Source organism: Arthrobacter sp. zg-Y1171, from assembly GCF_025244845.1.
Lineage (GTDB): Bacteria > Actinomycetota > Actinomycetes > Actinomycetales > Micrococcaceae > Arthrobacter_B.
In genome coordinates this window covers 3,161,723-3,187,717 of the sequence record NZ_CP104264.1, presented here as the reverse complement: position 1 = coordinate 3,187,717, position 25,995 = coordinate 3,161,723, and the positions used below count along the sequence as shown (strand labels likewise).

Below are 25,995 nucleotides of genomic sequence, written 5' to 3'. Positions count from 1 at the left end.
GCTGCGGAGGAATTCCTTCGGGGCGTCGACGGCGGCGCCCCCGACGGCGGCTTTCGGGCGGAAAGTGCTAGGCGAACCGTGCCCCGGCGGACATCGCGAGGTTCCGGGCTCCGGTGAAGTGCTCGGCCGTGGCGACACGGTTCAGCAGCCGTGCCGCCCGGACCATGAGGTTTCCCCGCCGACGCCGGCCGGCGTCGTAGCGCTGCAGGCCGGCGGTGACGTCGGGAGCCGCACTGAGTGCGTCGATCAGGGCCACCGCGTCCAGAAGAGCGTCACAGGCACCGCGGCCAAGGTTCGGCGCCATGCCGTGCGCAGCGTCGCCCAGCAGTGCCAAGTTGCCGGAAACGTAGGACGGGAGCGGCGGAACGTCGAACAGTTCCCGGTAATCCATCGGGCTTCCGTCCAGTTTCCCCAGGACCCGGGCGACGTCCGGATGCCACCCGCGGTAGAGGCTGCGCAGCAGTTCTACCCCCTGGGCGCCGATAGCCTCCGGGGAACCCAGCGGAGGAAGGTCTGTGGAACGGAGGCAGGCAAACCAGTTGGTGCTACCGGCATCCAGCGGGGTAATGCCGAACAGACGGCCGCGCCCCCACGTCTCGCTGACCCCGCCGGCCGGGCCGGGTACAACGCCGCGAAAGGCCACTGTTCCCAGCGCCCGGGGCGGTATTCCGTTGCAGGCGGTGCGCAGGCGGCTGAAGATTCCGTCGGCGGCCACAACAACATCCGCAGAGGGCAGGGTTGAGGGCCCTGCAGCCGGTGAATTCCATTGGATAAGCCCGGCAGGCAAGTCCCCGGCCAACGCCTCCAGCAGGACGGTGCGCGGCACCAGGCGGGCGGTCCGGCTGCGGCCCATGGCGGCGATCTGGCTGCCGTCCGGTTTCAGGATCCGTGCGCCCTGCTCTACCACCGAGCCGGCGCGGACTGCGTCACCGGCGCCCAATGCGTCGAGGGCCCGCATCGCCTCGGGCCACATGGCCAGCGCCGTTCCGCTGCCGGGAAGGTTTGCGCCGCGTTCGAGCACCTGGACCGACCATCCTGCGCGGAGCAGCCCCCGCGCAACGGCGGTTCCTGCGATACCCGCTCCGACGATCAGTGCTGAACCGCGCATGCGTGTCTCCTCATCATCAATGGTCCGGTTCCGTCGGGCTCGGGGTGGCCCCCGTCTGAGGGTGATTCCGTTCCTGCGGGAATCTACGCCGCCTGCTGCCTGCTGTCGACGTCGGCCGCCAGGTCCGCGGCGGTCTCCCGAGGCCGTCGGAAACCGACGACCGTCAGGTAGATCCCCAGCGACGCCTCCCAGATGATCTCCGGGAGCGTGGCCAGCGCGGAGGGAACCGAAGACTGTTCGTAGGCGCCGAAAAGCACGGCAATACCGGACAGCGACATCAGCGGACCGCCGACCAGGCCGAACAGTGCCATCGGCCGCGGCACCAGATGCGATCGGTACATCAGGAACCCGAGCAGCAGGCCGTTGCCGATACCCACCACGAACCCCGGGCCGAGCAGGAACGTCCAGTCATGCACCGTCACCAGTGCCCGCGCCACGGGCAGGTATTGCCCGGCGTCGGCACCCCCAGTCTGCCGCAGCGTCACCACGGTGAGCACGCTGAGAATCCCGAAGGCAATAAGCGCGCACTCCATGATCCGGGCCGCAACATAGCCGACAGCGGCAGTCTCGCTGTAGCGCCGCAGCACGGGAAACAGCACGACGGCGGTCCCGATGTTCGCGACGATCAGCACCAGTTCGCAGACGGCGCCGAGCAGGATCCGGGTGTCGGCGCCGGGTCCGGCGAGGTAGTTGGGGTCGGTGAGCAGCGGTGCGTACAGTGCGGCCCCGGCGATGGCGGAGGCGAAGGTGAGGAGGAAGAGGATCCCGGCGGTCCGGGCCGTGCGGTTAGAGGTCTGCATGACGCTCCTGTCGGCCAAAGGTGTACGACGTACACCGGATGCGATGAACTTAGGTGTATGTCGTACACTCTGTCAAGCATCGATTTCCGGGAAGGCGGCCCTGTGGGACAGGTATCCAAGGCACGGCAGCAGGAACCGTCCGCGCGGCGTCCGCGCCTGAACCGGGACGCCGTGCTGCGCGCCGGCGTCGAACTGGCTGACCAGGTGGGCACCGACGGCTTCACCATGCGCACGCTGGCGGACGAACTCGGCGTGGTTCCCATGGCGCTGTACAAGCACGTGGCCAACAAGCAGGAACTGCTTGAGGGCATGGTGGACCTGGTCTGGGCCGAGGTCACGGAACCGGAGAGTGCGCGCGGCTGGAAACAGGCCGTGCGTGATCGCGCCGCCTCCCTCTGGACCGCATTGGTCACGCACCGCTGGGCGGTGGGGCGGATGGAAGCGGCAGGCCGGCCGGGGCCGGAGAGCCTGCGCCAGCACAACGCGATGCTGGGCTGCCTGCGGCAGAGCGGATTCACGTTCCGCGCCGCCGTCCACGTCATGAGCCTGCTGGATGCCTACGTGTACGGCTTCGCCCTGCAGCAGAAGACGCTGTCCTTCGAAACCCCGGAGGAGTCGGCCGAGGCCGCCGCCGACACTCTCAACGGGGAATCGGCGGAGGTTGCGGCTCGGTATCCGTACCTGCTCGAAGTGGTGGGCGAGCTGGCGAAGCAAGGCTACGACTACGACGCCGAATTCAACGTCGGGCTCGACGTGCTGTTGGACGGCATCGAAACCCTGCGGGGCTCCTGGCGGGACGGCTAGGTTCGTCGGAGCGAGATCATCATTTCTTTGACGGCTTGATACTCAGCAGTGCGCTGATACGCCTCGAAAAAGCTGCTGTTCCCGGTAGCTTTGAGGCTCGGATGGAAAGTCTGACTTGAAAGTATTGATGCTCATTTCAGCACCCACTTCGCCACAGACCGGGTTGAACCTTGTTTCATAGTGATAAGCGATTGCCGTCCCTTCATGGGTTGGGACAATCTGCTCACCCGGGATTTTCTGATATTCGAGCGGAACAGGTGCGATAGGCCCGGCGACCACCGAGTCATTGACTGCTGGAAAACCTGCGACAAAAGCAGCCATCTGCCTTCCTTGCGCATCCTGCACGATGAGGGACGTGGACACTTCGTTCGGGCCCGAGGCGGGATTGGAGACCACTGACCATTCGGAGGGGTAATCGAACTCGAACATGCCGTCGGGGGTAACGTGCGTCGAAACCCGAGGTGTGGAGACCACCGGTTGAAGAATACGGTGGCTTTGAGGCATGGATTTCAATATCCCCTGATTTTATCGCTGATCGCAACATGAAACTCCGACAATCAGTAATTTATCGGAGATCCCGCGCTTTCGACGTGAGAGCAGGCGTGCTCCGTCGGATAATATGTCCGGGTCGACCTAATTGTTCCGGTATTTGCCAGGTGTGCGGCAACTTCGGAATCGACCGTAGCTGCAATCTCCGCTGCGGCGAAGACATGACGCTTTGACATCGTCGACTACTGAAGCACAACCCTGATAACAGAAAAGGCAAACACCTTAATGAGCACTACCGAAACAAGCTATAAACCCGTTATCGGCACCGGGAAGTCCTTTGTCGTGACATGGCTGCTCGCGCTCTTCCTGGGCGGGCTGGGTATCGACCGGTTCTACCTGGGCAAGATCGGGACCGGTGTCCTGAAGCTCCTGACGGGTGGCGGTTTCGGCATCTGGACGCTGGTTGACCTGATCATCACCCTGACCGGGAACCAGAAGGACAAGCAGGGCCGCCCGCTGGACGGGTATCAGCAGAGCAAGAAGACGGCGTGGATCGTCACCATCATCGTGTGGGTCCTGAACGTCATTGTTTCGGTGATCATGATTGTCACCATGACGGCGACAATTAGCGCGGCTGTTCAGGAAAGCCAGAAGGCATCGGAGACGAACAGCACTACGCTGTCCAGCCCGGCCCCGGCCTACTCCGCACCGACCGAGGAGGCACCAGCTGCTCCTGCCGTTCCAAAGAACAATGACAATATGCAGGCGCTGAACAGTGCCACGTTCTACAGCGACTCCCTGCACATGAGCAAGGCCGCCATCCAGGACCAGCTGGGCGGGGAATACGGCCAGTACACCCCGGAGGCCGCGCAGTACGCCGTCGATAACCTCAAGGCCGATTACAAGACCAACGCGCTGGAAGCCGCGAAGTCTTTGCAGAAGGAAACCCCGATGCCCCTGGATGAGCTGCGGGATTACCTCGCCAGCACCGATATGTACGGCGCAATGTTCACCCCTGAGGAAGCCGACTACGCCATTCAGAACCTGAAGTAGTCCCCTTCCGCAAAACTCCGATGCCGGCCGGCGGCTGGCGACCCGAGGACGACGACGGCGGGGCGAATGCCGCGGCATTCGCCCCGCTGATCCGGGAGCTGTTGCCACCCCGCTGCACCGGTGCAACGGTAGGACGGGTAGGCCAACCGACAAGGGGCACCATGGACCTCCAGGAACTGCTCGCGGCGCTCAACGCAGGCGAAACCGTTACCGCCGGATCACCGCTGCATGAAGCCATGCATCACGCCAGCCAGGCCGCCCTGCAGGTTACCGGCGAGCTCAACGGCGGCTACCACGAACCGGCCCGGGTGCGGGAGCTGCTCTCCCGGCTGACCGGGAGGCCGGTGGACGAAACCGTCGCCCTGTTCCCGCCGTTCTCCTCCGACTTCGGGAAGAACATCAGCCTGGGGAAACGGGTGTTTATTAACGCCGGCTGCCGGTTCCAGGACCAGGGCGGGATCCGCATCGGCGATGACTGCCTGATCGGCCACAACGTTGTCCTGGCCACCCTCAACCATGATCTGGCACCGAAACGCCGGGCGGACATGCATCCGGCGCCGGTCACGCTCGGCCGGAACGTCTGGCTCGGCTCCAACGTCACGGTCCTGCCGGGGGTGACGATCGGCGACGATTCCGTGGTGGCCGCCGGCGCCGTCGTCACCAAGGACGTTCCGGCGCGGGCCCTGGCCGTCGGGTCACCGGCACGGGTTCTCCGGCACCTCGCGGATTAGACCGGCGGGCGGCAGGCGTGTGGCGGGCGCAGCCCTTTAGTTGCCGTGAACGCCGGTGTTAGCTTGAGGCACGGATTGAATCGATGTGCGGGAACACCCGTACGGGATGGAGATCGCCATGACTGAACACCTCCACAAATACGCCGACCTGTACCGGAAACAAGGACCCTGGTGCGCGGCCTATGTCGATGCCGGGGCCGGAACCGTGGAAGGCCGGGAAGCGGCCGAAGTCCGCCCGGGCGCTGTCCGGAGGGCACTGGCGGAAAAGGGGGCTCCGCCGGCGGACCTTGAGGCCATGGAAGCCGCGGTGGCTCCTGCCTACGGCGTGCCCGCCCCGGTCTCGCGCTTCGTCCTAGTCCGGCAGGGGACGGAGGAACTGAACGAACTCCTGCCCGGCCCGCTTGTCGGCCCGAAGCACGTTTCCGTGGGGCCCGTTCCGGACCTGCTGCCGCTGCTCAAGCACCGTCCGGAAGAATTCCCGTACATCGTTGCGGAAGTGTCGCGGGAAGGCGCCGAGATCCGGCTGGCACACGTGGGCCGCCCCGGTCCCGCCAGCATCCAGGATGTCGCAGGCTCCACCGAGGACATCCGCAAACTCTCCGCCGGCGACGGCTGGGCGCAGGACAAGCAGCAGCGCAGGACCGAAGGCATCTGGCGCCGGAACGCGGACGAGGTCGCCGGCCAGATCGACAGCATCGTGGACAGCAGCGGTGCCCGGCTGATCGTGCTCGCCGGTGATGTCCGTGCCCGCGGACTGGTGCAGGACCAGCTCGCCGAAGCGCACCGGAACCTGGTCCGCATGCTCGATTCGCATACCCGTACCGGCGGTGCCCATCATGAGGGTTTCGAGGACCGCGTCCAGGAACTGATTGCCCTGCAGTGGGCGGACGAGCAGGAACAGATCATGGACCGCCTCGCCCTGCAGCAAGGGCAGGCCAACCCCGAGTCGACCACCGGCATCGGTGCTGTTGTCCAGGCCCTTCAACAGGCGCAGGTGGACATGCTGATCCTGAATGACACTGCGCTCGCCGACCACCGGTTGTTGGCCCTCGCCGTCGAGCCGTGGGTGGCCACTGCGGAGGAGCAGGCGCTGGGCTCAGACGTGCTGGGCAAGGTTTCCGCTCCAGTGGCCCTGCTGCGCGCGGCGGCCCTGACCGATGCTCGCCTCCTTCTGGTGCCCGACGGCGTCCTGCCCGCCGGAGCCGGCGTCGCCGCGCTGCTGCGCTGGCCCACCGGCCCCGAAGCTCCCGGCAGGAACGCGACCTAGGGGCAGTCGCGGATTAGCGCTCGCGGACGGCCTGGACGACGACGTCGCGCAAGGTGACCTGGCTGCCGTCCGGCGCGGTCATGGAGCGCGGATGTTCCTCGGCGACGGTGATGCTCCATGTCGCCGGATCCAGCAGCGCCCGGATGGCTTCGGCAGTCACGACCGTGTCGGCCGGCGGGTGGTGCCCGTGCGCTGTGGTGGCCTCGTCGTCGTGCGCGTGCCCGACAATCAGGAGGGTGCCGCCCGGTGCCACCCACTCCGCGACCCGGGTATAGAACGTCAGCTGCGGCATCGCCGGGTGGGCGTAGTTGGTGGTGACCAGGTCAAAGCGGCGTCCCGGTTCCCAGGAGACCAGGTCCGCCTCGATCCAGTCCACACTGCCGGACAGGGTCTGCGCTTCGGCACGCCGGGACGCTGCGGCGAGGGCAGATGCCGATACGTCCGCACCCACTACCGTCCAGCCGTGCGCGGCCAGTTCCAGGGCTTCCGCGCCCGTTCCGCAGCCGGCGTCCAGCGCGGTGCCTGCCGGGAGCTCCGCCGCGAGGCGCGCCACGTAGGGGTTCGCGGGCGGCTGGTGGCCGGCGGCCGGGTTGGTGTCCGGGGCCTCGTGCCAGTGCTGCTCCCAGTAGTCCTTGCCGAAGCTGTGTGTCATTGTTCCAGCGTAGTCCGGGGCCGCGCCGGAGCTAGCTGGAGGTGTCCTCCTGCAGCAAGGCGGTGGCATCGCTGCACGTGGTGACGGCGCCGAAGCCGGTGTGGTGCAGTGGGCGTCGCTGGTTCGCAAAACCCATAGTCGCTCAGCATGCGAAGGAAAAGCCCCCCTGACACAAATATGAAATTTCCTAGAGGCCGTATGGACATTCATATTTTGGCAACACAGTGTTGGCGACACCCTGTTGGGAACGCAGTGTGGGAACCCACCTACAGAAGCCAAGACGATCATTTTGGGGATGATATGAGCCACATAGTGCAATCAAACACTGTTCATCGAGAGGCAACTACCCGTCCTGTGCAGCACCACGCCAGCACAACCACCCTGTGGTCCGTCCTGAGCATAGAGCCCGAGCGGAGGGATGCGGGTGATGAGATAGTCCGCCGTATTGTGGGACCGCTGTCTTCCCAACTGCGGGTCGGGGAGGGGAGCCGGTTCCGGTTTTCACGCAACCTGGAATCCGCCCATCCGGCCGTACTCCTGCATTTGCTTGCCACCGACGACGTCGTTAAGCGCCTATGGAAGTTTGCGCACGCGCTGGCGGACGAAAGCGCTGCCACACTGGGCTCCGTGAAGATCTCACAGGCGCCGGACATCATTTATCCACCACGGCCGGGCGAACCGGTACCTGAGGTGGTGGAAGCGGGGCTTGCCCGGTTCGGTGGACCAAAGGGCTTGGAACTGGCTTCCGGGATTTGCGAGGTGTCTTCGGACCTGGCTTTGTGGGCAGTCAACCGCTTTCCCCGCCTCAACATGCGCTCGATGCTGGCTGCCCTGCTTCTCTTCGACGCCGGCCACGCCATGATGCGCGGACCCCGGTCCGCTGTTTGGCCCGACCGCAGAACCACTAGCTGGGACTTCTACTGGAACGCTCATCTGCACGCCTGCACAGGATCTTTTGGCTCGCAGTCGGAGCATGCGCGCAGGGCAGCGATGGCGCAGATGGCACCGCGGGTTATGCCCGCGCACAGGGTGATGGCCGCGCTTGCCGCGGAGTCGGCAGTGGATGTCTGGCGGAAGCGCTGGGCAAGGACCGTCGATGAGTATTTGTACCGGGCAGACAAGCAACGCATCAGTCGCAGTGCGCAGCAGCTGGCTACGGGGGCCAGCCAGCTGGCACTGAAACAGCTGGGCTTCCCGCTCCGGGAACAGGGGGCCCTCGGGATCTACGCGCGTGCTTGGAGTAAGGATATTGAAGCGCGGTATTCCGGTGAGGAGAGCTCGTCGCAGCCGTCGAAGCAGGGTAGGAAATGACGGTGTAGGCGGCACCGGCCAGGGGCCACCGCTTATGCTCGGGACCACAATTTCCTAGAACTGGATCCCCCGGGAGAGGGCGCCGTCCGCCAGGACGTTCGCTCCGGTCATCCGGGAGGCGCGCGGGCTGGAGACGAACACAACGACGTCGGCCACCTCCTGCGCGCTGCCCATCCGCCCGGTGGGATTCAGCGCCATGGACGAGGCGAACATCTCCGGACTGTTCCGTTCCATGCTCTGCCAGACGCCGCCGTCGTGATAGGTGTTGCCCGGCGACACCGTGTTCGCGCGGATCCCTGTCCCGGCCAACTGGAAGGCCAGCCCTGCCATATAGGCGATCAGCGCGGACTTGACCGTTCCGTACGGGCCGGACGCGAAATCCACCTCCCGGCCGGAGACGCTGGAAATGGCCACCAGCGACGGCGACTCGCTGCGCCCAACATGCGGGACCGCAGCCTGCATCAGGCGTACGGTGCCCATCAGGTCTACCCGCAGGCACGCTTCCCACGATTCGGCGCTGTCGTCGATGGCCAGGGCGCTGACGTTGCTGACCACCGCGTCCAAACCGCCGAAGCGTCCGGCGACGGCATCCACCCAGGCGGCCACGGCATCGCCGTCGCCCACGTCCAGGACGGCGCCTTCCACCTTCACCCCGCTGCCGGCCAACGCCGTTTCGGTAGCGGTGATTTCCGCCGCGTCCCGGGCACAGAAGGCCACGTTGGCCCCTTCCGCGGCGAACGCTTCCACGATGGCCCGCCCGATTCCGCGGGTTCCGCCGGTGACCAGTGCCGTCTTGCCGTTCAACTGCAGATCCATGATTCCTCCGGAGCGGGTTGTCGGGTCTTAGAGAAGTTCTTCGCTGCGCCGGCGCAGGTCGGCGTGCAGCCCGTCGTAGGCCGTGGCGGGCGGGAACAGGGCCTTGCGTGCCTTGACCACCACGGAGTAATTGGCGTCCACGGCGTTGGCGATCGGGGCCTGCGCTGTCTGGGTGAGCAGCTGGTAGGCGTCCATCTGGTGCAGGCCGAAGAGCTCACCGAACCAGCGCACCATCTCCACCTGGCCGATGCGCCAGGAATCCTCCATGGGCCGGGACGAACCGACGGCCATCCACTCGGCATCGGTTTCCAGCCTCGGCCAGGCCGGGGCGCCGCCCTTGATCAGTTCCACCAGGATCGTGGAATGCATGGCCCCTTCCACGGCGGTGCCGCAGGCTTCACCTTCGCCCTGGCGGTAGTGCCCGTCGCCGATGGAGAACAGTGCGCCCGGCTGGTTCACCCCGAGGTACACGGTGGTTCCGGCCTTCACCTCCGGGGCGTCCATGTTTCCGCCGAAGCGTTCCGGGACCAGGGAGGAGCGGACCTCCCCGCCGGGAGGAGCCACCCCCACCGTTCCCAGCATGGGTTCCAGCGGCAGGGCGACCTCAAAGTTCCCGAACCGGGCGGAGAAACCGACGGTGGATCGGGCCGAGTCCACGTGGTAGATCCAGGTGGTGTCCGGCAACGGATCCTGCAGGAAAGCGGTCCGGTCGGTGCTGGTGAGCCCGCCGAAGAACGGGATGGTGGCGGAGGCGCCGTAGCTTCGCGCCGGGGTCAGCTCCACGATGTGCAGGGCGAGCGTATCGCCGGGTTCGGCACCCTCGACGTAGAACGGCCCGGTCTGCGGGTTGACGAAGTTGAGGTCGACCTTTTCGCTGGACAGGTCCTCGACCGAAGTCAGCGCGTTGTTGAACGCGTCCTCGGACCAGAGCTTCAACGCGGTTCCCGGCCGGACTGTCATCACGGGCTCAGCCCCGCCGAAGGTGTACACCAGCTGATCCGGACGCGGGCGGTACTCAAGGATTTCCATGGGGCCGGATGCTATCGAAGGATTCCGGTTCTGGATACACGCGGCGTCGGGCTTGCTCCAGGCGAAGCGGCGGCGCCGGCCCGGTTTCCATCGAAACCGGGCCGGTAGCCGGAGCGCCGGGCGTCTTGCTCTCCGAGGACGTCGTCTCTTACGCCCTTGAGGGCAAACGATCCTTGAGACGGCGGTACCGGCGGCGGATGAGGCTAACGAGGCTTGCGTCGCTGACTGCGGCTTCCAGAAGTCGCGCCCGTTCCTCTGCCCTCTCTGTTTGGGCCTTCAGCTCGTGCAGAAGGCTCTCGGAATAGTTGAGCCGCTGGTGCAGGTGGTGGAAGTGTTCCTCGATTGATCCCTCCAGGTGCAGCAACGGGGCGATGCCCTGGCTGCCCGCATATTCCCGGAGGTAACGGTCGCGGACCACCCGGTCGTAGAGCCTATGCGCTTCGTTGCCCGCGAGGACACTGTTCGCGGTCTCGTCTGTGGCCTCCAAACGTTGCCGCCAGAAGGCGAGCGGCTCGCCGTCGATGAACCCGACGGGGTGCACCTGCATGACCCGAAGCAGGAATTCCCAATCCCCGACGGCGGTCAGGTTCTCATCGAAGCCGCCAACCTCTTCGTGGAGTGAGCGCCGGTACAGCAGGGAAATGGGAACGCAGCGGTTGTAGCGCAGGATTTCGCCCAGCAAAAGCGCCGGCACTGCGGGGCCGAACGGTGCACGTCCGGTTTCCGTGATGGTTTCCCCGTCCAGGCGCTCGTAGACGATTTCAGTCCGCACCCCCACCGCGGCGTCGGTGCTGCTGTCCAGGTATTCGACGGTCCGGGCGAGGAAATCCGCGTGCCAGGTGTCATCGTCGTCGTGGATTACCAGATACTGCGACGACGACGCCGCGATCCCGGCGTTCGAAGCGGCTTCCATTCCACGGCTGGTGGCGTGGTGGATGACGGTCACCCGGTCCTCGAGTTTGTCCTTGAAGCCATTCACGAGTTCATCGACCACGGCCGCCCGGCCGCCGTCATTGACGATGACGAGATGCCAGTTCTGGAATTTCTGGTCGAGCACATCTCCGATTGCACGCTTCAGCAGAACCGGGCGGTTCTTTGTGCGCATGATGATTGCGACGTCGGCGGTACGCATCTGCATGGTTGCCTCTTTCTTGGAAACAGTTGGCGGGGAGCGGCTATCCTTCTCGCCATTCTTACCCATTTCCAGCGGAGGGCCGAACGCGGCAAACTGCCGTGGTGCCCCTTGCACCGGCCCGGCGGAACGGTCAGGGCGCGAGCAACCGCAGCAGGCGGGCGACTTCGCCGGCCACCGCGTTCCGGGCAGGAGTGATGTACTTGCGGGGATCAACAAGTGCGGCATCGGCATTGAGCGCCTGCCTGGCCGCCGCGGTGAAGAGCCCGTTGAGATGGGTGGAGATGTTGATCTTGGTCATCCCGGCACCGACGGCGCCGATTAACTCCTCATCGCTCAATCCGGAGGAGCCGTGCAGAACAAGGGGGACACCGGCACAGGCAGCCAGTTCTCCTATGAGCTCGCGGTCAACGGTCGCAACCCGGGCGGTCATGGCGTGTGAGGTTCCCACGGCGACGGCGAGGGCATCCACCCCCGTGGCGGCCACAAAGGCGGCTACCTCGTCCGGACGGCTTCGGGCGCCGGGGGCGTGCACGCCGTCCTTTCCGCCGACCTCGCCCAGCTCGGCTTCCACGAAGACCCCATGATCGTGGCAGAACTCAACGACTTTGCGGGTAGTTGCCACGTTCTCCTCATAATCGAGGGTGGAACCGTCAAACATCACGCTCTGCACCCCGAATTCGACGGCGGTGTACACAAGCTGAAGGTCTTCGGCATGGTCGAGGTGCACGATTGCCGGCACGCTTGCCGTGCGCGCAATGGCCAGGCTTGCCGCCATGATGGGTTCAAAGGACCCGTGGTAACTGACCGTGTTTTGGCTGATCTGAAGAATCACCGGCCGGCCCGCCCGCTCAGCTCCGGCCACGATGGCCTCCGCATGCTCAAGCAGCACCACGTTGAAGGCGCCGATTCCCTGGCGGGCCGCGCTGGCGTTGGCCACGAGGTCGAGTTCAGTGGACGAGTTCATGAATACCCCAGGGGTCGATAGTGGGCGGGAGGGTGAATGGCATGGCGCCTAGCGGTGCGCCTCAAGGCGTTCGCTGAGCAGGGTGAGGTGGGCGGGATCAATCGCTCCCGCTGTCGGAGCGAGCACCGCGGCGGCGCCGACGACGGCGGCCCGTCGAAGCGCCTCCGGCAGGGTCGCGCCGCCCACAAGTGCCGCCACGAGGCCGGCGGTCGTTGCGTCTCCGGCCCCGGTCGGATTGCCCGAAACGCCAGGCACGCCCGGCTGGGATTCACGGGTTCCGTCGCTGGAGGCGAGGATGAGGCCTGCCGCGCCCCTCGAGGCGATAACGCTCCCGGCGCCCTGCTCCAGCAACCGGGCAATGCCCGACTCGAGGTCTGCGGATCCCGTGGCCTCGAGCAGCTCTGCCTCGTTGGGCTTCACCAGATGGGCCCCGGCGCCGGCCGCGGCAACCAAAGCCGGTCCCCGGGCATCGACAATGACGAATGCTCCCGCGGTCCGGCCCGCTGCCACCAGCGAGGCGACCTGGCGGGGCGTGGTGCCGGGCGGGAAGGATCCGGCGATGACGAGGAAGCCGCCGGGTTCGCAGTTCTCCGCGGCCGCAGCCAGAAGAAGGTCCCAGCCCCGTGGGCCGAGGGAGCCGCCGGGTTCGGCATAGAGCGTCGGATGCGCCAGGTCGTCAACAACTGCAACCGTCGTGCGGGTCTCATGGGCGGCATCAATGTTTACGGCCGCTACTCCGTCATCGGCGAGCTGCCTGCGGATCGACTCCCCGGCGGCGCCGCCGAGCGGCTGCACGGCCAAGGCATCCACCCCCAACTGCCGGAGCACCTGCACCACGTTGATGCCCTTGCCGCCGGCACGACGCCGCACGCGCAGGACACGCACGGTCTCGCCGAGCACCTGCCGTGCCACGTTGTAGGTGACATCCACCGCCGGGTGCGGCGTGATCACGACTACGCGCGCCACGGCCCGGCCCTCAGCGCGGACACGACCCCGGACTCCCGCGCCCCGAAGCCGCCGGCCGCCCCGCCGCGCAGGCTGCTTCCCGCCGCGGTCATGTCAGGACAACGGAGCGGGTCAGCGAGCGGGGATGGTCGGGGTCAAGGCCGCGGGACTTCGCCAGGCCCACGGCGAAGCGTTGCGCCACCACCAGCCCGGCCTGCGGGTCCAGATCGTGGTGCAGGAATCTGGCACCCGTCGCGGCAACCTCTTCGGCCAGCCCGGCCGGGGGTTCGCCCAGGCTCCAGACCAGCCGGCCGGGCTCGGCAATCGAGATCGGCCCGTGCCGGTAATCCATGGCCGGGTAAGACTCCGCCCAGAACTGCGCGGACTCGCGGGTTTTCAGGGCAGCTTCATACGTGAGGCCGACTGCGAAGCCGCGGCCGACGAACGTGCATTGGCCCGCGGGGAGCAGTTCATCAACCGGAATGCTCAGCGCTGTCTGCACGTCGGTGAGCAGGAGCTCGATGTCTTCGCCGAGATGGACGCGCAGCAGAGTCAGCACCGAGGTGGCGAACCGGGTCTGCACCACGGACTGCTCGTCGGCGAACGGCAGGGCGATAACGGAATCCGCCGCGGCCCCGGCGGGGGAATCGGCCACGGCCGTGATCAGCGTGGTGGGGGTCGACCCCAGTGATTTCAGCAGATCCACGATCTCCGTGGTGGTGCCTGAGCGGGAGATGGCGATTACCCGGTCGTAGTCCCGGCCGGCGGGGTATTCACTTCCGGCATAGGCGTCGGTCACGCCGTGTCCTGCCTTCTCACGCAGCACGGCGTAGGACATGGCCATGAACCAGCTGGTCCCGCATCCGATGACGGCAACCCGCTCGCCGCTGCGGGGAAGCCTCTCGGCGATCTCGGGCACCAACTGGGCAGCGAGCCTCCAGGTGTCGGGTTGGGAGGCAATCTCTGCTTCTACGAAGGTGGCAGGCATGGGCTTCTTTCGGTCACAGGGGGCGCTGAACAAACTAAGATTGGTTTTGATCGATATACCGTTAGTTGAGCAGAATCAATCAGGGTTAGCAAGGTTTTGTGTGAGAAAATGACCAGATAACGAAAGGTTGGCCGTCAGATGACCCAGCAACAGCGCCTGAATGTCGTACTTGATCTCGTGAGCGAACGGGGGAGCGTCTCGATCGCTGAGGTGAGCGAGGCGCTCGGAGTCTCCACTGCCACCGTGCGGCGCGACCTCAATACGCTCGCCGACCAACGCCTGGTGACGCGTACCCACGGCGGTGCGGCAGCACTTGGGTCCGGCTACGAACTGCCCCTGCAGTACAAGATTGCCCGCCAGGCGGACGCCAAGGGCGCGATCGCCAAGGCTGTCGCCGACCTCATCCACCCCGGCGAATCGGTGGGCCTCAACGGCGGCACAACGACCAGTGAGGTGGCCCGGATGCTCGGGCGCAGTGCACAGCTGCATCCGGTCGGAGATGCTCCGGGCGTCACGATTGTGACCAACGCGCTCAACATCGCCTACGAGATGTCGGTGCGCGAGCACATCAAGATTGTCGTCACGGGCGGGGTGCCGCGGCGCCAGTCCTATGAACTCATCGGGCCCCTCGTGGCCGCGTCCTTGCGGGACTTCAGTATCGATACGGCGGTTCTCGGCGTCGACGGGCTCAGTGCCGCCTTCGGGGCGACAACTCTGCATGAGGGCGAGGCGGAGGCAAGCCGGGAAATTGCTGCGGTCTCGCGGAGGGTCGTCATCGCCGCTGACTCGACCAAGCTGGGGCGCAGCACCTTTGCCCGCATCTGCCCGCTCGCGAACATCGACGTCCTGGTCACCGACCAGCCCGTCGCCCCGGACCTTGCTGCGGAGTTTGCGGCGGCCGGGGTGGACGTCATCGTGGCGGCAGCAGTCCGGTAGCGCCGGTACCCTCCCGGACTCCCGCGGACTCTCCACTCCGGCACGCGGCGGGCGGACAGCGCCAAGAGGCCGGTCGGCGTACCTGGAGGTTGTAGCCTCGGGCGTGGAACAGAGCAGCTGCGCCACTTCCTTTTGTCACAAGATGATCACTTTGGATTAGTTAGTGACAAATTCGTGCACGTGCTGCAAGATGGCGTCATGCACAATGATCCGGAATCCCAGAGCGCCGCCGCCCCAGCCGCAGACGCGGCTCCGCTTCGGGTGGCCGTGATCGGTTTCGGTGCCCGCGCTGCCATTGCCGGGAACGTGGCCCTGGCCCGCCCGGGTGCCCGTGTCGTCGCCGTCGTTGAACCCCATGAAGCCGGCCGTGACCGCGCCAGGCGGACCTACCCCGATGCCGTGCTCCACGCCGAGCTTGACGCCCTGATTCGGGAAGGCGGCATCGACGCCGCGATCGTGACCTCCCCGGACCACACCCACGAAGCCATAGCGGTGAAACTGCTCAAGGCGGGCATCGCTTCCTATCTCGAGAAACCCCTGGCGATCACGCTCGAGGGGGCGGACAGGGTCCTCACCGCAGCAGCCGAATCCGGCACCCTGCTCTACGTGGGCCACAACTTCCGCCATTCCGGGGTGGTCCGGGCGATGCGGGAAATCATCGAGCGGGGTGAAATCGGCGAGGTCAAGGCCGTCTGGGTGCGGCACTTTGTGGGCAACGGCGGCGACTATTACTACAAGGACTGGCACGCTGACCGCTCAAAGACCGGCAGCCTGCTGCTGCAGAAGGCCAGCCACGACATCGATGCGGTGCACTACCTCGCCTCGGGATACACCCGCCGGGTGGTCGCCATGGGGGAGCTGATGGTTTACGGCGGCGTCACCGACCGCCGCACCCGGCACGGCGAAACCATGCCCGACTGGTTCTCCTACGACAACTGGCCGCCCGGCCGGCAGACCGGGCTCAACCCGGTGGTGGACGTGGAGGACCTGTCCATGATGCTGATGACGCTCGATAACGGTGTGATGGCCAGCTACCAGCAGTGCCATTTCACGCCCGACTACTGGCGCAACTACACGGTGATCGGCACGGAAGGCCGGCTCGAGAACGTCGGCGACACCGCCGGCGGCAGTATCAAGGTCTGGAACCGGCGCCGTGAATGGCAGGTCGCGGGTGACCTCGAATATCCCATTGACGGCGCAGCCAGCGGCCATGAAGACGCAGACCTGCTCACGATGACTGAATTCTTCGACGCCCTGGTCGACGGCGCCCCCACAGTTGTCAGCCCGCGCGCGGCCCGGGAAGCGGTCGCGGCGGCTTACCTCGCCGCCGAGTCCCTTCGCAACGGGTCGCGGCCCATCGACGTGCCCGCCCTCCCGGCGCATGTCGCCCGGCACTTCCCGCAAACGCCGGCCCCGGTGACCACACCGGCCACAGACTCCATTCACACCGCGCAATCAACCCTTGGAAGGACCTCCTGATGAAAAACCTGTTCCCTTCTGCCGCTTGGCGCTCCGCCCGGCGCACTCCCGTACGCCCGCCCACCCGGCGGGTCGCCGCCGGGGTCGCGCTCGGCGTCGGGCTGGCCATGGTGGCCAGCGGATGCGGTTCGAATGCGGAGTCCGCCGAGCCGGGCGAGTATTCGGCTGCCGACAAAGACCTGACCGCAGAGATCACCTACGGGGTGTGGGACAAGAACCAGGTGGCGGCGATCGAAGAGAACATCACCGCGTTCAACGAGGAGTACCCGAACATTGACGTCTCGGTCAATGTCACGCCCTATGCCGAATACTGGACCAAGCTGCAAACGCAGGCCTCCAGCGATACCCTTCCTGATCTCTTCTGGATCAACGGCCCGAACATCGGTCTTTACGCCTCGAACGGCAAGCTTGAGCCGATTACCGGCGCCGTTGACGCGGGCGATATCGATCCGGCCAACTATCCGGAAGCACTTGTTGACCTGTACACGATCGACGACGTCCGGTACGGCGTGCCCAAGGACTTCGACACCATCGGCATCTGGGCCAACAAAGCCCTCTTCGAGAAGGCCGGCGTGCCGCTGCCCACCGGGGACTGGACCTGGGAAGAGTTCCAGAAGACGGCTGCCGACATCTCCGCGGCGCTGGCTGCCGACGGCTCATACGGCGGCGCCGGCGGAATGGACGGCCAGACCACGTACTACAACACCATCTTCCAGGCCGGCGGCACCGTGATCGAAGACGGCACATCGGGCTACTCCTCACCGGAGACGCAGGCGGGGATCCAGTTCTGGACCGACTTGATCGCCAACAACGGTTCGCCGTCCATCCAGCAGCTCACGGACACGACGGCGGACCAGTGGTTCACCTCGGGCAAGCTCGCCATGTACTGGGGCGGCAGCTGGTTCCGCTCGGCGCTGACCGATACGGAAATGGAAAGCGACGTCGTGGTGCTGCCGCTGCCGCAGGGCGAGGAACAAGCCACCGTGATCCACGGCGTGGCGAACGTTGTCTCGGCAACATCGAAGGAGAAGCAGGCGGCGCAGGCCCTGCAGGCCTTCCTTGCCAGCAAGGAGGCGCAGCAGCAACAGGGCGACGCCGGAGCGGTCATCCCCGCCTTCGAAGGAACCCAGAGCGCATTCACCGGTTCCATGCCCGAGGCCAATCTCCAGGTATTCCTTGACGCACTCGACTACGCCCAGCCCCTCCCGGTAAGCAAAAACTCCGCCGTGTGGAACGCCTTTGAGACCGACTTGCTGCCGCAGGGGTTCTCCGGGGAGAAGCCGGTGAAGGACACAGCGGATGAGCTGGCAAGCAAGATGAACGCTGCGCTCGCCGAAGAATGATGCCATGACGACAACTGACCGCCGTGCAGGCCGCCCCGCGCCGTCCCAGGAGGACGGCGCGGGGCCGGCCCGCACGGCCCCGCTGCCCGGACCGGCAGGGAAGCGCAGGCGCCCCGGCAGGGACGGACTGTGGCCGTGGTTCTTTATTGCGCCGCTGGTGCTCGGCATCGCCGTGTTCTACCTGTGGCCGATTGTCCAGACCGTCGCCATGTCCTTCACGGAGACAGGGCCGTTCGGCGGGTCGACCTTTGCGGGCCTGCAGAATTACACCGAGCTGCTGGCCGACCCGCAGCTGTACCGGTCGCTGGGCAACACGCTGCTGTACACCGGCATTGTGATGCTGGGGATACCCATCGCGGTCTACCTGGCGAGCCTGCTGAACCTTCCGGGCCTGCGCTTCGCCTCCGTCTACCGGGTGCTTTTCTTCCTCCCGTACGTCGCCATGCCGACGGCGGTCGCCATGGTCTGGCGGCTCATTTTCAACGGCGATTTCGGGCTGGTGAACTACGGCCTGGGATTCCTGGGCATTGACGGGCCCTACTGGATCAGCACGCCGGTGTTCGCAATGGTGGCGGTGGCGATTGTGGGACTGTGGTCCTCGCTCGGATTCAGCCTGATTGTGCTGGCTGCAGGGCTCAAGAACATTCCGCCGGAACTCTATGAAGCCGCCGAGCTCGACGGTGCAACCCGCTGGGGACAGTTCAAATCCATCACCGTTCCGCTGCTTTCACCCAGCGTCTTCTTCGTCACGATCGTTACGGTCATCTCCAGCTTCCAGCTCTTCGACCTGCTCTACGCGATCCTGGGCAGCAGCAACCCCGTCCTGCCCAAGAGCATGTCCCTCGTCTACTTCTTCTACCGAGAAGGATTCGTCAACAACGACAAGGGGTTCGCGGCCGCGATCGCCATGGTGATCCTCCTGATCATCGGCTTCGTCACCCTGCTGCAGTTCCGGTTCCAGAAGAAGTGGGTGCAGAGTGACTAACAGGTTAATGCCCGTGCGGATGCCCGATGCGGTGCCGGAGACGGCGTCGAAATCGCTGCAGCGGAAGTCCCGCGCCCGGGCGAGGGCACGGGCCCGACGGCGGGGCGGCTCCCACGCCGTGGCGCACATTGTGCTGGGACTGGGTGCACTGGTCATGGCTTTCCCCTTCGTGTGGCAGATCATCATGTCGCTGTCCACCAACGCAGAGGTCCAAAGCGTCACGCCGGTGTTCTGGCCGGCGGAGCTGCAGTGGTCGAACTATGCGGAGGTCTTCGAGCGGCTGCCCTTCCTGGGCCAGCTGCAGAACTCCGTGGTGATTACGGTGATCCGCACCCTGGCACAGATCCTCTTCTGCACGCTGGCCGGCTATGCCTTCGCCCGGATGCGTTTCCGCGGCCGGTCGGTCCTGCTCGCCCTGGTGCTGTCGATCCTGATGGTCCCGTCGCAGGTTTACCTCCTGTCCCAGTACCAGATTGTGCAGGGCCTCGGGCTGCTGGACAGTGTGGGCGGCCTTGTCCTGCCCGGCCTTTTCAGCGCTTTCGGGACCTACCTGATGCGCACGGCCTTCCTGAGCATGCCCGCGGAGTTGGAGGAAGCCGCACGGCTGGACGGCGCGAATCCGTTCCAGATTTTCTGGCGGGTCATGCTGCCGCTGGCGCGGCCCACCATGAGCGTCCTGGCCATCACCACAGTGCTGTGGTCATGGAACGAGTTGCTCTGGCCGCTGGTGGTAACCACCTTCAGCGACCGGATGCCGTTGTCTGCCGGGCTGGCAACCCTGATTGGCGACCGTACTACGGACTACCCCGTGGTGATGGCCGCGAGCCTGCTGGCCATGGCGCCGGTGCTTCTCTTGTTCATCTTGTTGCAGCGCCGGGTTATTGACGGCCTCGCCTCAAGCGGCCTGAAGTAATCCTCGACATCTGGAGAATCATGAAAAAACCTACGCTGGCGGTTCTTCTGGCTGCCGCTGTCGCCCTTGCCGGGCCGGCGGCAGCAGCCGTCGCCCTTGACCCCGCACCCGCCCCCTCCGTCTACGTGCCGGGCGATACGGCCGCCACGGTGGCCTACGAACCCAGCAACGAGGTGATCGCCAACCCCCAGCGAGGGTTCTACCACCACACCGAGACCCACTACCGCGCGGACGGTTCGGGCTACGTCCCGCTCGATGCAGCGGCCCTGGCAGCACTCCGGCCGCAGGGCATAACGCAGATCCTGCGGGTCTTTTACCTGGAGAAGTTCGCAGCGGACCCGGTCCTCGACGAGGAGTTCCTGGCGCTGGTCCAGGCCGACTACGACACGGCACGTGAAGCCGGAGTGTCGGTGATTACGCGGTTCGCCTATGTCCAGGGCGGCGCCTGGCCCTACACGCCGCCTTACGGAGACGCACCCCTGGACGTGGTGCTTGCGCATATCAAACAGCTTGGACCGGTGCTGCGCGCGAACTCCGACGTGATTCCAGTAGTGCAGAACGGGCTGATCGGGTTGTGGGGCGAGGGCTACTACACGGATCACTTCGTGGCAGACCCGGCGAATCCCGGTGTCGTGACCCCGGAGGACTGGGCCAAGCGCTCGGCCGTCACCCAGGCCCTGCTCGATGAGCTGCCCGCAGACCGCGGTGTCCAGGTGCGCACGATGGCTTCGAAGCAGCAGATGCTCGGCGTGCCCGCCGCGGCGTCGAGTGCAGTCACGGCCGCGGAAGCGTACACGGATACCGTCATAGCGCGCACCGGACACCACAACGACTGCCTGCTCGCCGCCCCGGACGACTGGGGCACCTTCCTTTCGGACCCGATTACCCTGGACCAGGAGTACCTGGCCGCTGACAGCCTCTACGTTCCGGTGGGCGGCGAAACCTGCAACGTGAACCCGCCCCGGTCGGAATGGGAAAGCGCCTCGGCCGAACTGGCCCGCTATCACTACAGCTACCTCAACACCGACTACAACCGGGACGTGCTGAATTCCTGGGGTGAGGCAGGGCTTGCCGAGACGGCGAAGAGGCTGGGCTACCGGTTTGTTATGGAGTCCTCCTCCGTTGCACCGGCGGATGGGTCCGCCGTGTCCACTGCAGCGGCGGATGAGTCCGTGGTGGTTTCCGTTGACGTACGCAATGACGGGTGGGCCGCCCCCTATGCGCCGCGGACGGCCCTGCTGGTGCTGACCGGCAGCGATGGTTCCACAACTTCGGTGCCGTTCACGTCCAACGCCGATCTCCGCCGCTGGCTGCCGGGAACAACCAACACGTTGTCCACCACGCTGAGCCTGTCCGATCCGGCGCTCGCTTCCCTGGCCGAAGGCAGCTATCAGCTCGCGGTTGCCTTCCCGTCATCCGATCCGGGTACCGCAGCCGATGCCCGGTTCGCCGTGCAGGCCGCAAATATCGGCACCTGGAATGCGTCCGAGGGCACGAACCTGTTGGGACAGACCGTAATGATCGGCTCCCGGGCCGCGGTGCCCGGGCCGGTGAGTCCTGAGCCGTCGACGGCGCCGGTTGTGCCGCCGGTTGCGCCGCCGGTAGCGACTACGCCAGCCCCGCCCACCCCGCAGGTGGATGTCCTTGCCAATACCGGCGGCGGACTGGGGCCTGTCTCCGCTCTCGCGCTGGGCGGTTCAGCCCTGCTGGCCATCCTCGTCGGCGGTGCCTTCCTGGTCTATCGGCGGCAGCTGGAGCGGCGCACCTGACGCCCGGGAATAACCGGATCCCTGCAGCTGCCGGGGGATCATTGGCCCGTTGGGTCATCACAACGCCGCTACGACGAGGAAACCAGCATGTCCCTACCAGCCATATCGCTCGGTGCCGGATCTTCAACGGTCCTGGCCTTCGACGTCGGCGGAACCTATATCAAGGCAGGAGTGGTCGGCCCCTCGGGCCGGCTGCAGGCGTTCTGCCGTGTTCCGACTCCCCTCGACAAGGCCAGGCCCGCAGAAGCAGTGCTGGACCGGATTGCGGAGCTTGCCCGCGACTTCAGGAGCGAGCTGCCCGAAAGCCGGATCGAGGCCGCGGGGGTGATCGTGCCCGGGATTGTTGACCCGGGCACGGGAACCGCTGTCTATTCCGCCAACCTCGGCTGGCGGAACTATCCCTTTGCGGAGGAAGCGGAACGAAGGCTGGGAATCCCCGTGGCGTTTGGACACGACGTCGCTGCCGCCGGAGACGCGGAATTGCGGTTGGGCGGGGCGAAGGACTTCCGGGACGTCCTGGTCATCGTCATCGGAACCGGGATCGCCGCCGCCGTTTTCTGCGAGGGCAAACGGGTCACGGCCGGGGGGTATGCCGGCGAAATCGGGCAGGCCCTTGTCCCGGCCGGTTCGCTGACCGGTACTGCCACGCTGGAATCCGTGGCGTCCGCCGCCGCTATCGCCCGGAGGTATGCGGCACAGGCGGGGCACCAGATGGACGGTGCCCGGGAGGTGGCGGACCGTGCCCTGCAGGGGGATGCGGTGGCGCGGCGGGTCTGGGGCGACGCCGTGGACGCCCTCGCCTTCAGCATCGCCCAGTGCGCCAACATTCTTGGGACGGAAGCCTTCATCATCGGCGGCGGGTTGTCCCAGGCCGGTGATGCCCTCCTGGTTCCCCTGCGCGAGCGCCTGGACCGGCTGCTGGGATCTGCCCGGCGTCCGCATCTCCTGTGCGCCCGGCTGGGCCAGGATGCCGGCTTCATCGGAGCCGCCCTGAACGCGCGGGAGCTGCTGCTGAACCGGCCTGCCCGTCTGTCACCGGAATCCGCACCGTCAGGAACCGCATGATCGTCGAAGCCGCAGCAGTGCTCACCCCCGAGGGCATGCAGGAGCCGGGCTGGATCGAAGTGGACGGAGAGGACATTACTGACGCCGGCCCCGGCAGCCCTCCACGCCGGGCTGACTACAGTCTTGACGGCACGGTGGTTCCCGGATTCATCGATGCGCACGTCCATGGCGGCGGCGGGTACTCCTTCAGCGACCCGGAGGCCAACGCTGCCGATCGTATTGCCGCCGTCCACCTGGCCCACGGCACCACCACCATGATGGCCAGCCTCGTGACCCGCCCCCATAACGAACTCGTGGCAAGTGTTCGCGGCCTTGCAGGAAAGGTGCGGGACGGCGTCGTCGTTGGTATTCATCTGGAAGGCCCTTGGCTGAGTCCTGACCACCGGGGTGCGCACGCGCCCGAATTCCTGCAGGAACTGCGGATGCCGGAGTTGCTGGAACTCCTCGAGGCCGGGGCGGGGACCATCCGGATGGTCACCCTGGCGCCGGAGTTGGACGGCAGCCGCGAAGCCATTGCGGCAATCACCGCCCATGGAGCAAAAGCGGCGATCGGCCATACCGGTGCCACGTATGCCCAAACGCTGGCGGCCATCGGGGCCGGTGCCCGCATTGGCACGCACTTGTTCAACGGCATGCGTCCGGTGCATCACCGCGAACCTGGACCTGCGATTGCACTATTGGAAAACAGTGCGGTCTTCGCCGAAGTCATAGCTGACGGCGTGCATCTGCACCCGGCGGCTGTCCGCACGGTGTTCAACAGCCCGTGCCGCACGGTCCTGGTCACCGATGCCATGGCCGCCGCCTGCGCCCCGGACGGCCGCTATGCCCTGGGCGGTGTCGCGGTGGATGTGCATCAGGGGCAGGCGCGGGCCGTTGAGGGCGGAAGCATTGCCGGCAGCACACTGACTCTCGACGCCGCCCTGAGGTACACCGTGAAGACGGTGGGCATACCGCTGCCCAAGGCCGTCGAAGCACTCACCGGGAGCCCGGCCGCGATGCTTGGCCTCAGCAACGTCGGCCGAATCGAAGCCGCCCGGCGCGCTGATCTGGTTGCCCTGGACGGCGACCTGGCGGTGAAGGCCGTTATGCGCGCAGGGCAGTGGGTTAGCGGCCCTTGAATGGATGGGCCCGGACGCTGCCTTGGCGGCGGCCGTGCTCACCTTCCGCGCAGGAGTTTCAGACGCACTTGAGCCGGCGATGCGGCCCGGCCGGAACCTCCACGCGGATTTCGTCGTGGACGCTCACCAGCCCGCCTGCCAGCACGATGCCCATGATTCCCGTCTTCCGCACGACTTTTCCCGCGCTGTCGCGGGGCAGCACTGCTTTGAGCAGTCCGGTTTGGAAGCGGTCAATCTGCCGGCAGGGATTCCGCAGGCCGGTTACCTGAACGACGGCGGCGGGTCCTATGCGTAGGAGGGTTCCCTCGGGCAGGTGCAGGAGGTCGATGCCGCGGGTGGTGATGTTTTCCCCGAGGTCGCCGGGACGTACCTCGAAGCCGTCCTGCGCCAGTTCGTCGAACAGCTCCGCATGGATCAGATGCACCTGCCGGAGGTTGGGCTGTGTCGGGTTGGACCGCATTTTGTACAGATGCTGCACGGTGGTGCCGGAATGCGCATCTCCGTCAACGCCCAGCCCTTCCACCAGCAGAACCGAGTCCACCTGGTCCTTGCTGAAGTTGTGCCTGCTGCTTTGACTGACCGAGACCACTGTCGATCCTTGGGGATTCCATCTGACAGTCATTGACGGATCATTTCATATCCCGCCACGGCCCACGGGAAGGGTCCCGGGGCACGCCAACCGTGACGGGAAGTCGGTTTTCCCAACTCGAGCTAGACCGTGTACCTCCCGGAATTGGGTGCGCACCGGCCCAAGAGGACACGAACAGGTAATGATTTGGGGGGCCGGTATGGACTTACACGTTTTGGGAACACAGGATGAAGACAGTACAAACACCCACGTCAGACATCATTCTTGGGGATGAAATGAGCCGCGTAATGCAGTCGAATACTGTCCAGCGAGGTGCTGCTACCCGCCCTGTGAAGCAGCACCCCAGCACAACCCTGTGGTCCATCCTGACTATTGAGCCGGAGCGTAAGAATGTCGGCGACGACATTATCCGCCATGTTGTTGCCCCTTTGCCTTCCCAACTGCGGACCGGGGAGGGGAGCCGGTTTCGGTTGTCACGCAGCCCGGAATCCGACCGTCACGCCGTGCTCCTGCATTTGCTTGCCACCGACGACGTCGCTAAGCGCCTATGGAAGTTTACGCACGCGCTGGCGGACGAAAACGCTGCCACGCTGGGTACCTTGAAGATCTCCCACTCGCCGGGGCTCGTTTATCCGCCGCTGCCGGGCGAACCGGTACCTGAGGTGGTGGAAGCGGCATTTGCACGGTTCGGGGGGCCAAAGGGCTTGGACCTGGCAACTGAGATTGGCGAGGTCTCCATGGATCTGACTTTGTGGGCGGTCAACCGCTTTCCCAGCCTCAACACGCGCTCGATGCTGGCTGCCCTGCTTCTCTTCGACGCCGGCCACGCCATGATGCGGGGCCCCCGGTCCGCTGTTTGGCCCGACCGCAGAACCACTAGCTGGGACTTCTACTGGAACGCTCATCTGCACGCCTGTACAGGTTCTTTTGGCCCGCACGCTGCGCAAGCGCGCAGGGCAATGAGGACCCGGATCGCACCCCGGGTTATGCCCGCACACCGGGTGATGGCCGCTCTTGCCTCAGAGCCGGCAGTGGATATCTGGCGGAAGCGGTGGGCAAGGGCCATGGATGAGTATTTGTACCGGGCAGACAAACAACGCGTCAGCCGCAGTGCCCAGCAACTGGCAATGGGGGCTAGCCAGCACGCACTCAACGGGCTGGGCTTCCCGCTCAGGGAGCAGGCGGCCCTTGGCCTATACGCGCGTGCGTGGAGTAAGGAAATTGAAGCGCAGTATTCCGGTGAGGAGCGCGCGTCGCAGCCGTCAAAACGGTAAGAAACAACGGCGCAGGCGGTACCGGCTAGTGGCCACGTAACACTTCGTTCTACATCGGTTCTCCCAAGGATCGCGGGTGCGGGTCCGGGTTTTTCCACCCGCCCCGATGCGTCATGGACGGTTCGACCGGTTCCGGTGCCCGCCGCACGACAATAAGGATCGTGGCAATGGGCCCTAACAGGAGCGATAACAGGAACCAGATCCAGCGGGAGCGATTCTTCTGCTCGGCAAGGCCGGCATTTATAAGCGCCACCATGAACCAGAATGTGCCGGTACTTACGTAATCGTCCATTGGCCTACCTAACCACAAGCCGCAATATACCGAGGCGCGGACAGGCCGTTGGCAGCCGTGCATGAACGAGCATTTCCGTCCCATGGGCGCCGCCCATGATCGACGCGAAACTGGATCCCGATCATCCGCTGACAATGCGA

General features: G+C 65.7%; 26 protein-coding genes. 14 read left to right on the top strand and 12 right to left on the bottom strand.

Annotation, left to right across the window (positions count from 1 at the left end):
* Positions 1-67 precede the first annotated feature (67 nt).
* Both N2L00_RS14995 and N2L00_RS14990 read right to left on the bottom strand, forming a co-directional pair.
* Positions 68-1,108: an FAD-dependent monooxygenase gene (locus tag N2L00_RS14995; protein ID WP_255862344.1), complete on the bottom strand. Its 1,041-nt coding sequence runs from the start codon at positions 1,106-1,108 to the stop codon at positions 68-70.
* Between the two features lie 83 nt (positions 1,109-1,191).
* On the bottom strand, positions 1,192-1,908 hold the full coding sequence (locus tag N2L00_RS14990) for a DUF4386 domain-containing protein (RefSeq protein WP_255765312.1): 717 nt from the start codon (positions 1,906-1,908) through the stop codon (positions 1,192-1,194).
* Positions 1,909-1,965: 57 nt separating this feature from the next.
* On the opposite strand from N2L00_RS14990, the gene N2L00_RS14985 reads away from it, so the two are divergent.
* The gene (locus tag N2L00_RS14985; RefSeq protein ID WP_255862345.1) at positions 1,966-2,712 is read left to right on the top strand and encodes a TetR/AcrR family transcriptional regulator C-terminal domain-containing protein; all 747 of its coding nucleotides are present in this window, start codon (positions 1,966-1,968) and stop codon (positions 2,710-2,712) included.
* A gap of 42 nt (positions 2,713-2,754) precedes the next feature.
* Here N2L00_RS14985 and N2L00_RS14980 read toward each other — a convergent pair whose 3' ends face one another.
* Positions 2,755-3,216 carry a hypothetical protein gene (locus N2L00_RS14980; protein ID WP_260554388.1) on the bottom strand — a complete coding sequence of 154 codons (462 nt, stop codon included), beginning with the start codon at positions 3,214-3,216 and terminating at the stop codon, positions 2,755-2,757.
* A 270-nt stretch (positions 3,217-3,486) separates the two neighbouring features.
* Here N2L00_RS14980 and N2L00_RS14975 point away from each other — a divergent pair, with 270 nt between their 5' ends.
* The 3 genes from N2L00_RS14975 (at position 3,487) to N2L00_RS14965 (ending at position 6,252) form a co-directional block, all read left to right on the top strand.
* Positions 3,487-4,254 carry an Ltp family lipoprotein gene (locus N2L00_RS14975; protein WP_255862347.1) on the top strand — a complete coding sequence of 256 codons (768 nt, stop codon included), beginning with the start codon at positions 3,487-3,489 and terminating at the stop codon, positions 4,252-4,254.
* Positions 4,255-4,415: 161 nt separating this feature from the next.
* A complete protein-coding gene (locus tag N2L00_RS14970; protein WP_255862348.1) occupies positions 4,416-4,985 on the top strand; it encodes a sugar O-acetyltransferase in 570 nt (189 codons plus the stop codon).
* Between the two features lie 118 nt (positions 4,986-5,103).
* Positions 5,104-6,252, top strand: a complete 1,149-nt coding sequence (locus tag N2L00_RS14965; RefSeq protein ID WP_255867092.1) for a Vms1/Ankzf1 family peptidyl-tRNA hydrolase — start codon at positions 5,104-5,106, stop codon at positions 6,250-6,252.
* Between the two features lie 13 nt (positions 6,253-6,265).
* Here the strand turns inward: N2L00_RS14965 and N2L00_RS14960 are convergent, their stop codons facing one another.
* A complete protein-coding gene (locus tag N2L00_RS14960) occupies positions 6,266-6,904 on the bottom strand; it encodes a bifunctional 2-polyprenyl-6-hydroxyphenol methylase/3-demethylubiquinol 3-O-methyltransferase UbiG (protein ID WP_255862349.1) in 639 nt (212 codons plus the stop codon).
* A 354-nt stretch (positions 6,905-7,258) separates the two neighbouring features.
* On the opposite strand from N2L00_RS14960, the gene N2L00_RS14955 reads away from it, so the two are divergent.
* Complete coding sequence (locus tag N2L00_RS14955; protein WP_255862350.1) at positions 7,259-8,215, top strand: lantibiotic dehydratase C-terminal domain-containing protein; 957 nt, start codon at positions 7,259-7,261, stop codon at positions 8,213-8,215.
* 54 nt (positions 8,216-8,269) lie between these two features.
* Here N2L00_RS14955 and N2L00_RS14950 read toward each other — a convergent pair whose 3' ends face one another.
* The 6 genes from N2L00_RS14950 to N2L00_RS14925 form a co-directional block, all read right to left on the bottom strand.
* Entirely contained in the window at positions 8,270-9,031 is a 762-nt protein-coding gene (locus N2L00_RS14950; protein ID WP_255862351.1) for an SDR family NAD(P)-dependent oxidoreductase, read from the bottom strand.
* Between the two features lie 27 nt (positions 9,032-9,058).
* Positions 9,059-10,060 (bottom strand): acetamidase/formamidase family protein, encoded by a 1,002-nt coding sequence (locus N2L00_RS14945; protein WP_255765303.1) that lies wholly within the window; start codon positions 10,058-10,060, stop codon positions 9,059-9,061.
* Positions 10,061-10,208: 148 nt separating this feature from the next.
* Positions 10,209-11,198: a glycosyltransferase family 2 protein gene (locus tag N2L00_RS14940; protein WP_255765302.1), complete on the bottom strand. Its 990-nt coding sequence runs from the start codon at positions 11,196-11,198 to the stop codon at positions 10,209-10,211.
* Positions 11,199-11,325: 127 nt separating this feature from the next.
* A complete protein-coding gene (locus N2L00_RS14935; protein ID WP_255765301.1) occupies positions 11,326-12,159 on the bottom strand; it encodes a class II fructose-bisphosphate aldolase in 834 nt (277 codons plus the stop codon).
* Positions 12,160-12,207: 48 nt separating this feature from the next.
* Positions 12,208-13,125 (bottom strand): 1-phosphofructokinase family hexose kinase, encoded by a 918-nt coding sequence (locus N2L00_RS14930; RefSeq protein ID WP_255862352.1) that lies wholly within the window; start codon positions 13,123-13,125, stop codon positions 12,208-12,210.
* Between the two features lie 88 nt (positions 13,126-13,213).
* Positions 13,214-14,092, bottom strand: a complete 879-nt coding sequence (locus N2L00_RS14925) for an SIS domain-containing protein (protein WP_255862353.1) — start codon at positions 14,090-14,092, stop codon at positions 13,214-13,216.
* Between the two features lie 138 nt (positions 14,093-14,230).
* Between N2L00_RS14925 and N2L00_RS14920 the strand changes: the two genes are divergently transcribed.
* The 8 genes from N2L00_RS14920 to nagA all read left to right on the top strand — a co-directional run bounded on the left by N2L00_RS14920 (position 14,231) and on the right by nagA (position 23,700).
* Complete coding sequence (locus N2L00_RS14920; protein WP_255765296.1) at positions 14,231-15,028, top strand: DeoR/GlpR family DNA-binding transcription regulator; 798 nt, start codon at positions 14,231-14,233, stop codon at positions 15,026-15,028.
* Between the two features lie 198 nt (positions 15,029-15,226).
* Positions 15,227-16,507 carry a Gfo/Idh/MocA family protein gene (locus tag N2L00_RS14915; RefSeq protein WP_255862354.1) on the top strand — a complete coding sequence of 427 codons (1,281 nt, stop codon included), beginning with the start codon at positions 15,227-15,229 and terminating at the stop codon, positions 16,505-16,507.
* The gene (locus N2L00_RS14910) at positions 16,507-17,850 is read left to right on the top strand and encodes a sugar ABC transporter substrate-binding protein (protein WP_255862355.1); all 1,344 of its coding nucleotides are present in this window, start codon (positions 16,507-16,509) and stop codon (positions 17,848-17,850) included. The genes N2L00_RS14915 and N2L00_RS14910 overlap by 1 nt, the downstream gene beginning before the upstream one ends.
* A gap of 4 nt (positions 17,851-17,854) precedes the next feature.
* The gene (locus N2L00_RS14905) at positions 17,855-18,835 is read left to right on the top strand and encodes a carbohydrate ABC transporter permease (protein ID WP_255862356.1); all 981 of its coding nucleotides are present in this window, start codon (positions 17,855-17,857) and stop codon (positions 18,833-18,835) included.
* A complete protein-coding gene (locus N2L00_RS14900) occupies positions 18,828-19,748 on the top strand; it encodes a carbohydrate ABC transporter permease (RefSeq protein ID WP_255765292.1) in 921 nt (306 codons plus the stop codon). Before N2L00_RS14905 ends, N2L00_RS14900 begins: the two co-directional genes overlap by 8 nt.
* 20 nt (positions 19,749-19,768) lie before the next feature.
* Complete coding sequence (locus N2L00_RS14895) at positions 19,769-21,517, top strand: DUF4832 domain-containing protein (RefSeq protein ID WP_255862357.1); 1,749 nt, start codon at positions 19,769-19,771, stop codon at positions 21,515-21,517.
* An 87-nt stretch (positions 21,518-21,604) separates the two neighbouring features.
* On the top strand, positions 21,605-22,582 hold the full coding sequence (locus N2L00_RS14890; protein WP_255862358.1) for an ROK family protein: 978 nt from the start codon (positions 21,605-21,607) through the stop codon (positions 22,580-22,582).
* Positions 22,579-23,700 carry an N-acetylglucosamine-6-phosphate deacetylase gene (gene nagA / locus N2L00_RS14885; RefSeq protein ID WP_255862359.1) on the top strand — a complete coding sequence of 374 codons (1,122 nt, stop codon included), beginning with the start codon at positions 22,579-22,581 and terminating at the stop codon, positions 23,698-23,700. The genes N2L00_RS14890 and nagA overlap by 4 nt, the downstream gene beginning before the upstream one ends.
* A 58-nt stretch (positions 23,701-23,758) precedes the next feature.
* Here the strand turns inward: nagA and N2L00_RS14880 are convergent, their stop codons facing one another.
* On the bottom strand, positions 23,759-24,322 hold the full coding sequence (locus N2L00_RS14880) for an MOSC domain-containing protein (RefSeq protein WP_255862360.1): 564 nt from the start codon (positions 24,320-24,322) through the stop codon (positions 23,759-23,761).
* A 194-nt stretch (positions 24,323-24,516) separates the two neighbouring features.
* Between N2L00_RS14880 and N2L00_RS14875 the strand changes: the two genes are divergently transcribed.
* Positions 24,517-25,563, top strand: a complete 1,047-nt coding sequence (locus N2L00_RS14875; protein WP_255862361.1) for a hypothetical protein — start codon at positions 24,517-24,519, stop codon at positions 25,561-25,563.
* 49 nt (positions 25,564-25,612) lie between these two features.
* On the opposite strand, the gene N2L00_RS14870 is transcribed toward N2L00_RS14875, so the two are convergent.
* The gene (locus N2L00_RS14870) at positions 25,613-25,855 is read right to left on the bottom strand and encodes a hypothetical protein (protein ID WP_255862362.1); all 243 of its coding nucleotides are present in this window, start codon (positions 25,853-25,855) and stop codon (positions 25,613-25,615) included.
* Positions 25,856-25,995: the final 140 nt, after the last annotated feature.

Excerpts from the sequence above, each read along its gene's own strand:
- N2L00_RS14995 (WP_255862344.1), bottom strand. The coding sequence starts at position 1,108 with ATGCGCGGTTCAGCACTGATCGTCGGAGCGGGTATCGCAGGAACCGCC.
- N2L00_RS14990 (WP_255765312.1), bottom strand. The coding sequence starts at position 1,908 with ATGCAGACCTCTAACCGCACGGCCCGGACCGCCGGGATCCTCTTCCTC.
- N2L00_RS14985 (WP_255862345.1), top strand. The coding sequence starts at position 1,966 with ATGTCGTACACTCTGTCAAGCATCGATTTCCGGGAAGGCGGCCCTGTG.
- N2L00_RS14980 (WP_260554388.1), bottom strand. The coding sequence starts at position 3,216 with ATGCCTCAAAGCCACCGTATTCTTCAACCGGTGGTCTCCACACCTCGG.
- N2L00_RS14975 (WP_255862347.1), top strand. The coding sequence starts at position 3,487 with ATGAGCACTACCGAAACAAGCTATAAACCCGTTATCGGCACCGGGAAG.
- N2L00_RS14970 (WP_255862348.1), top strand. The coding sequence starts at position 4,416 with ATGGACCTCCAGGAACTGCTCGCGGCGCTCAACGCAGGCGAAACCGTT.
- N2L00_RS14965 (WP_255867092.1), top strand. The coding sequence starts at position 5,104 with ATGACTGAACACCTCCACAAATACGCCGACCTGTACCGGAAACAAGGA.
- N2L00_RS14960 (WP_255862349.1), bottom strand. The coding sequence starts at position 6,904 with ATGACACACAGCTTCGGCAAGGACTACTGGGAGCAGCACTGGCACGAG.
- N2L00_RS14950 (WP_255862351.1), bottom strand. The coding sequence starts at position 9,031 with ATGGATCTGCAGTTGAACGGCAAGACGGCACTGGTCACCGGCGGAACC.
- N2L00_RS14945 (WP_255765303.1), bottom strand. The coding sequence starts at position 10,060 with ATGGAAATCCTTGAGTACCGCCCGCGTCCGGATCAGCTGGTGTACACC.
- N2L00_RS14940 (WP_255765302.1), bottom strand. The coding sequence starts at position 11,198 with ATGCAGATGCGTACCGCCGACGTCGCAATCATCATGCGCACAAAGAAC.
- N2L00_RS14935 (WP_255765301.1), bottom strand. The coding sequence starts at position 12,159 with ATGAACTCGTCCACTGAACTCGACCTCGTGGCCAACGCCAGCGCGGCC.
- N2L00_RS14925 (WP_255862353.1), bottom strand. The coding sequence starts at position 14,092 with ATGCCTGCCACCTTCGTAGAAGCAGAGATTGCCTCCCAACCCGACACC.
- N2L00_RS14920 (WP_255765296.1), top strand. The coding sequence starts at position 14,231 with ATGACCCAGCAACAGCGCCTGAATGTCGTACTTGATCTCGTGAGCGAA.
- N2L00_RS14915 (WP_255862354.1), top strand. The coding sequence starts at position 15,227 with ATGCACAATGATCCGGAATCCCAGAGCGCCGCCGCCCCAGCCGCAGAC.
- N2L00_RS14910 (WP_255862355.1), top strand. The coding sequence starts at position 16,507 with ATGAAAAACCTGTTCCCTTCTGCCGCTTGGCGCTCCGCCCGGCGCACT.
- N2L00_RS14905 (WP_255862356.1), top strand. The coding sequence starts at position 17,855 with ATGACGACAACTGACCGCCGTGCAGGCCGCCCCGCGCCGTCCCAGGAG.
- N2L00_RS14895 (WP_255862357.1), top strand. The coding sequence starts at position 19,769 with ATGAAAAAACCTACGCTGGCGGTTCTTCTGGCTGCCGCTGTCGCCCTT.
- N2L00_RS14890 (WP_255862358.1), top strand. The coding sequence starts at position 21,605 with ATGTCCCTACCAGCCATATCGCTCGGTGCCGGATCTTCAACGGTCCTG.
- nagA (WP_255862359.1), top strand. The coding sequence starts at position 22,579 with ATGATCGTCGAAGCCGCAGCAGTGCTCACCCCCGAGGGCATGCAGGAG.
- N2L00_RS14880 (WP_255862360.1), bottom strand. The coding sequence starts at position 24,322 with ATGACTGTCAGATGGAATCCCCAAGGATCGACAGTGGTCTCGGTCAGT.
- N2L00_RS14875 (WP_255862361.1), top strand. The coding sequence starts at position 24,517 with ATGAAGACAGTACAAACACCCACGTCAGACATCATTCTTGGGGATGAA.
- N2L00_RS14870 (WP_255862362.1), bottom strand. The coding sequence starts at position 25,855 with ATGGACGATTACGTAAGTACCGGCACATTCTGGTTCATGGTGGCGCTT.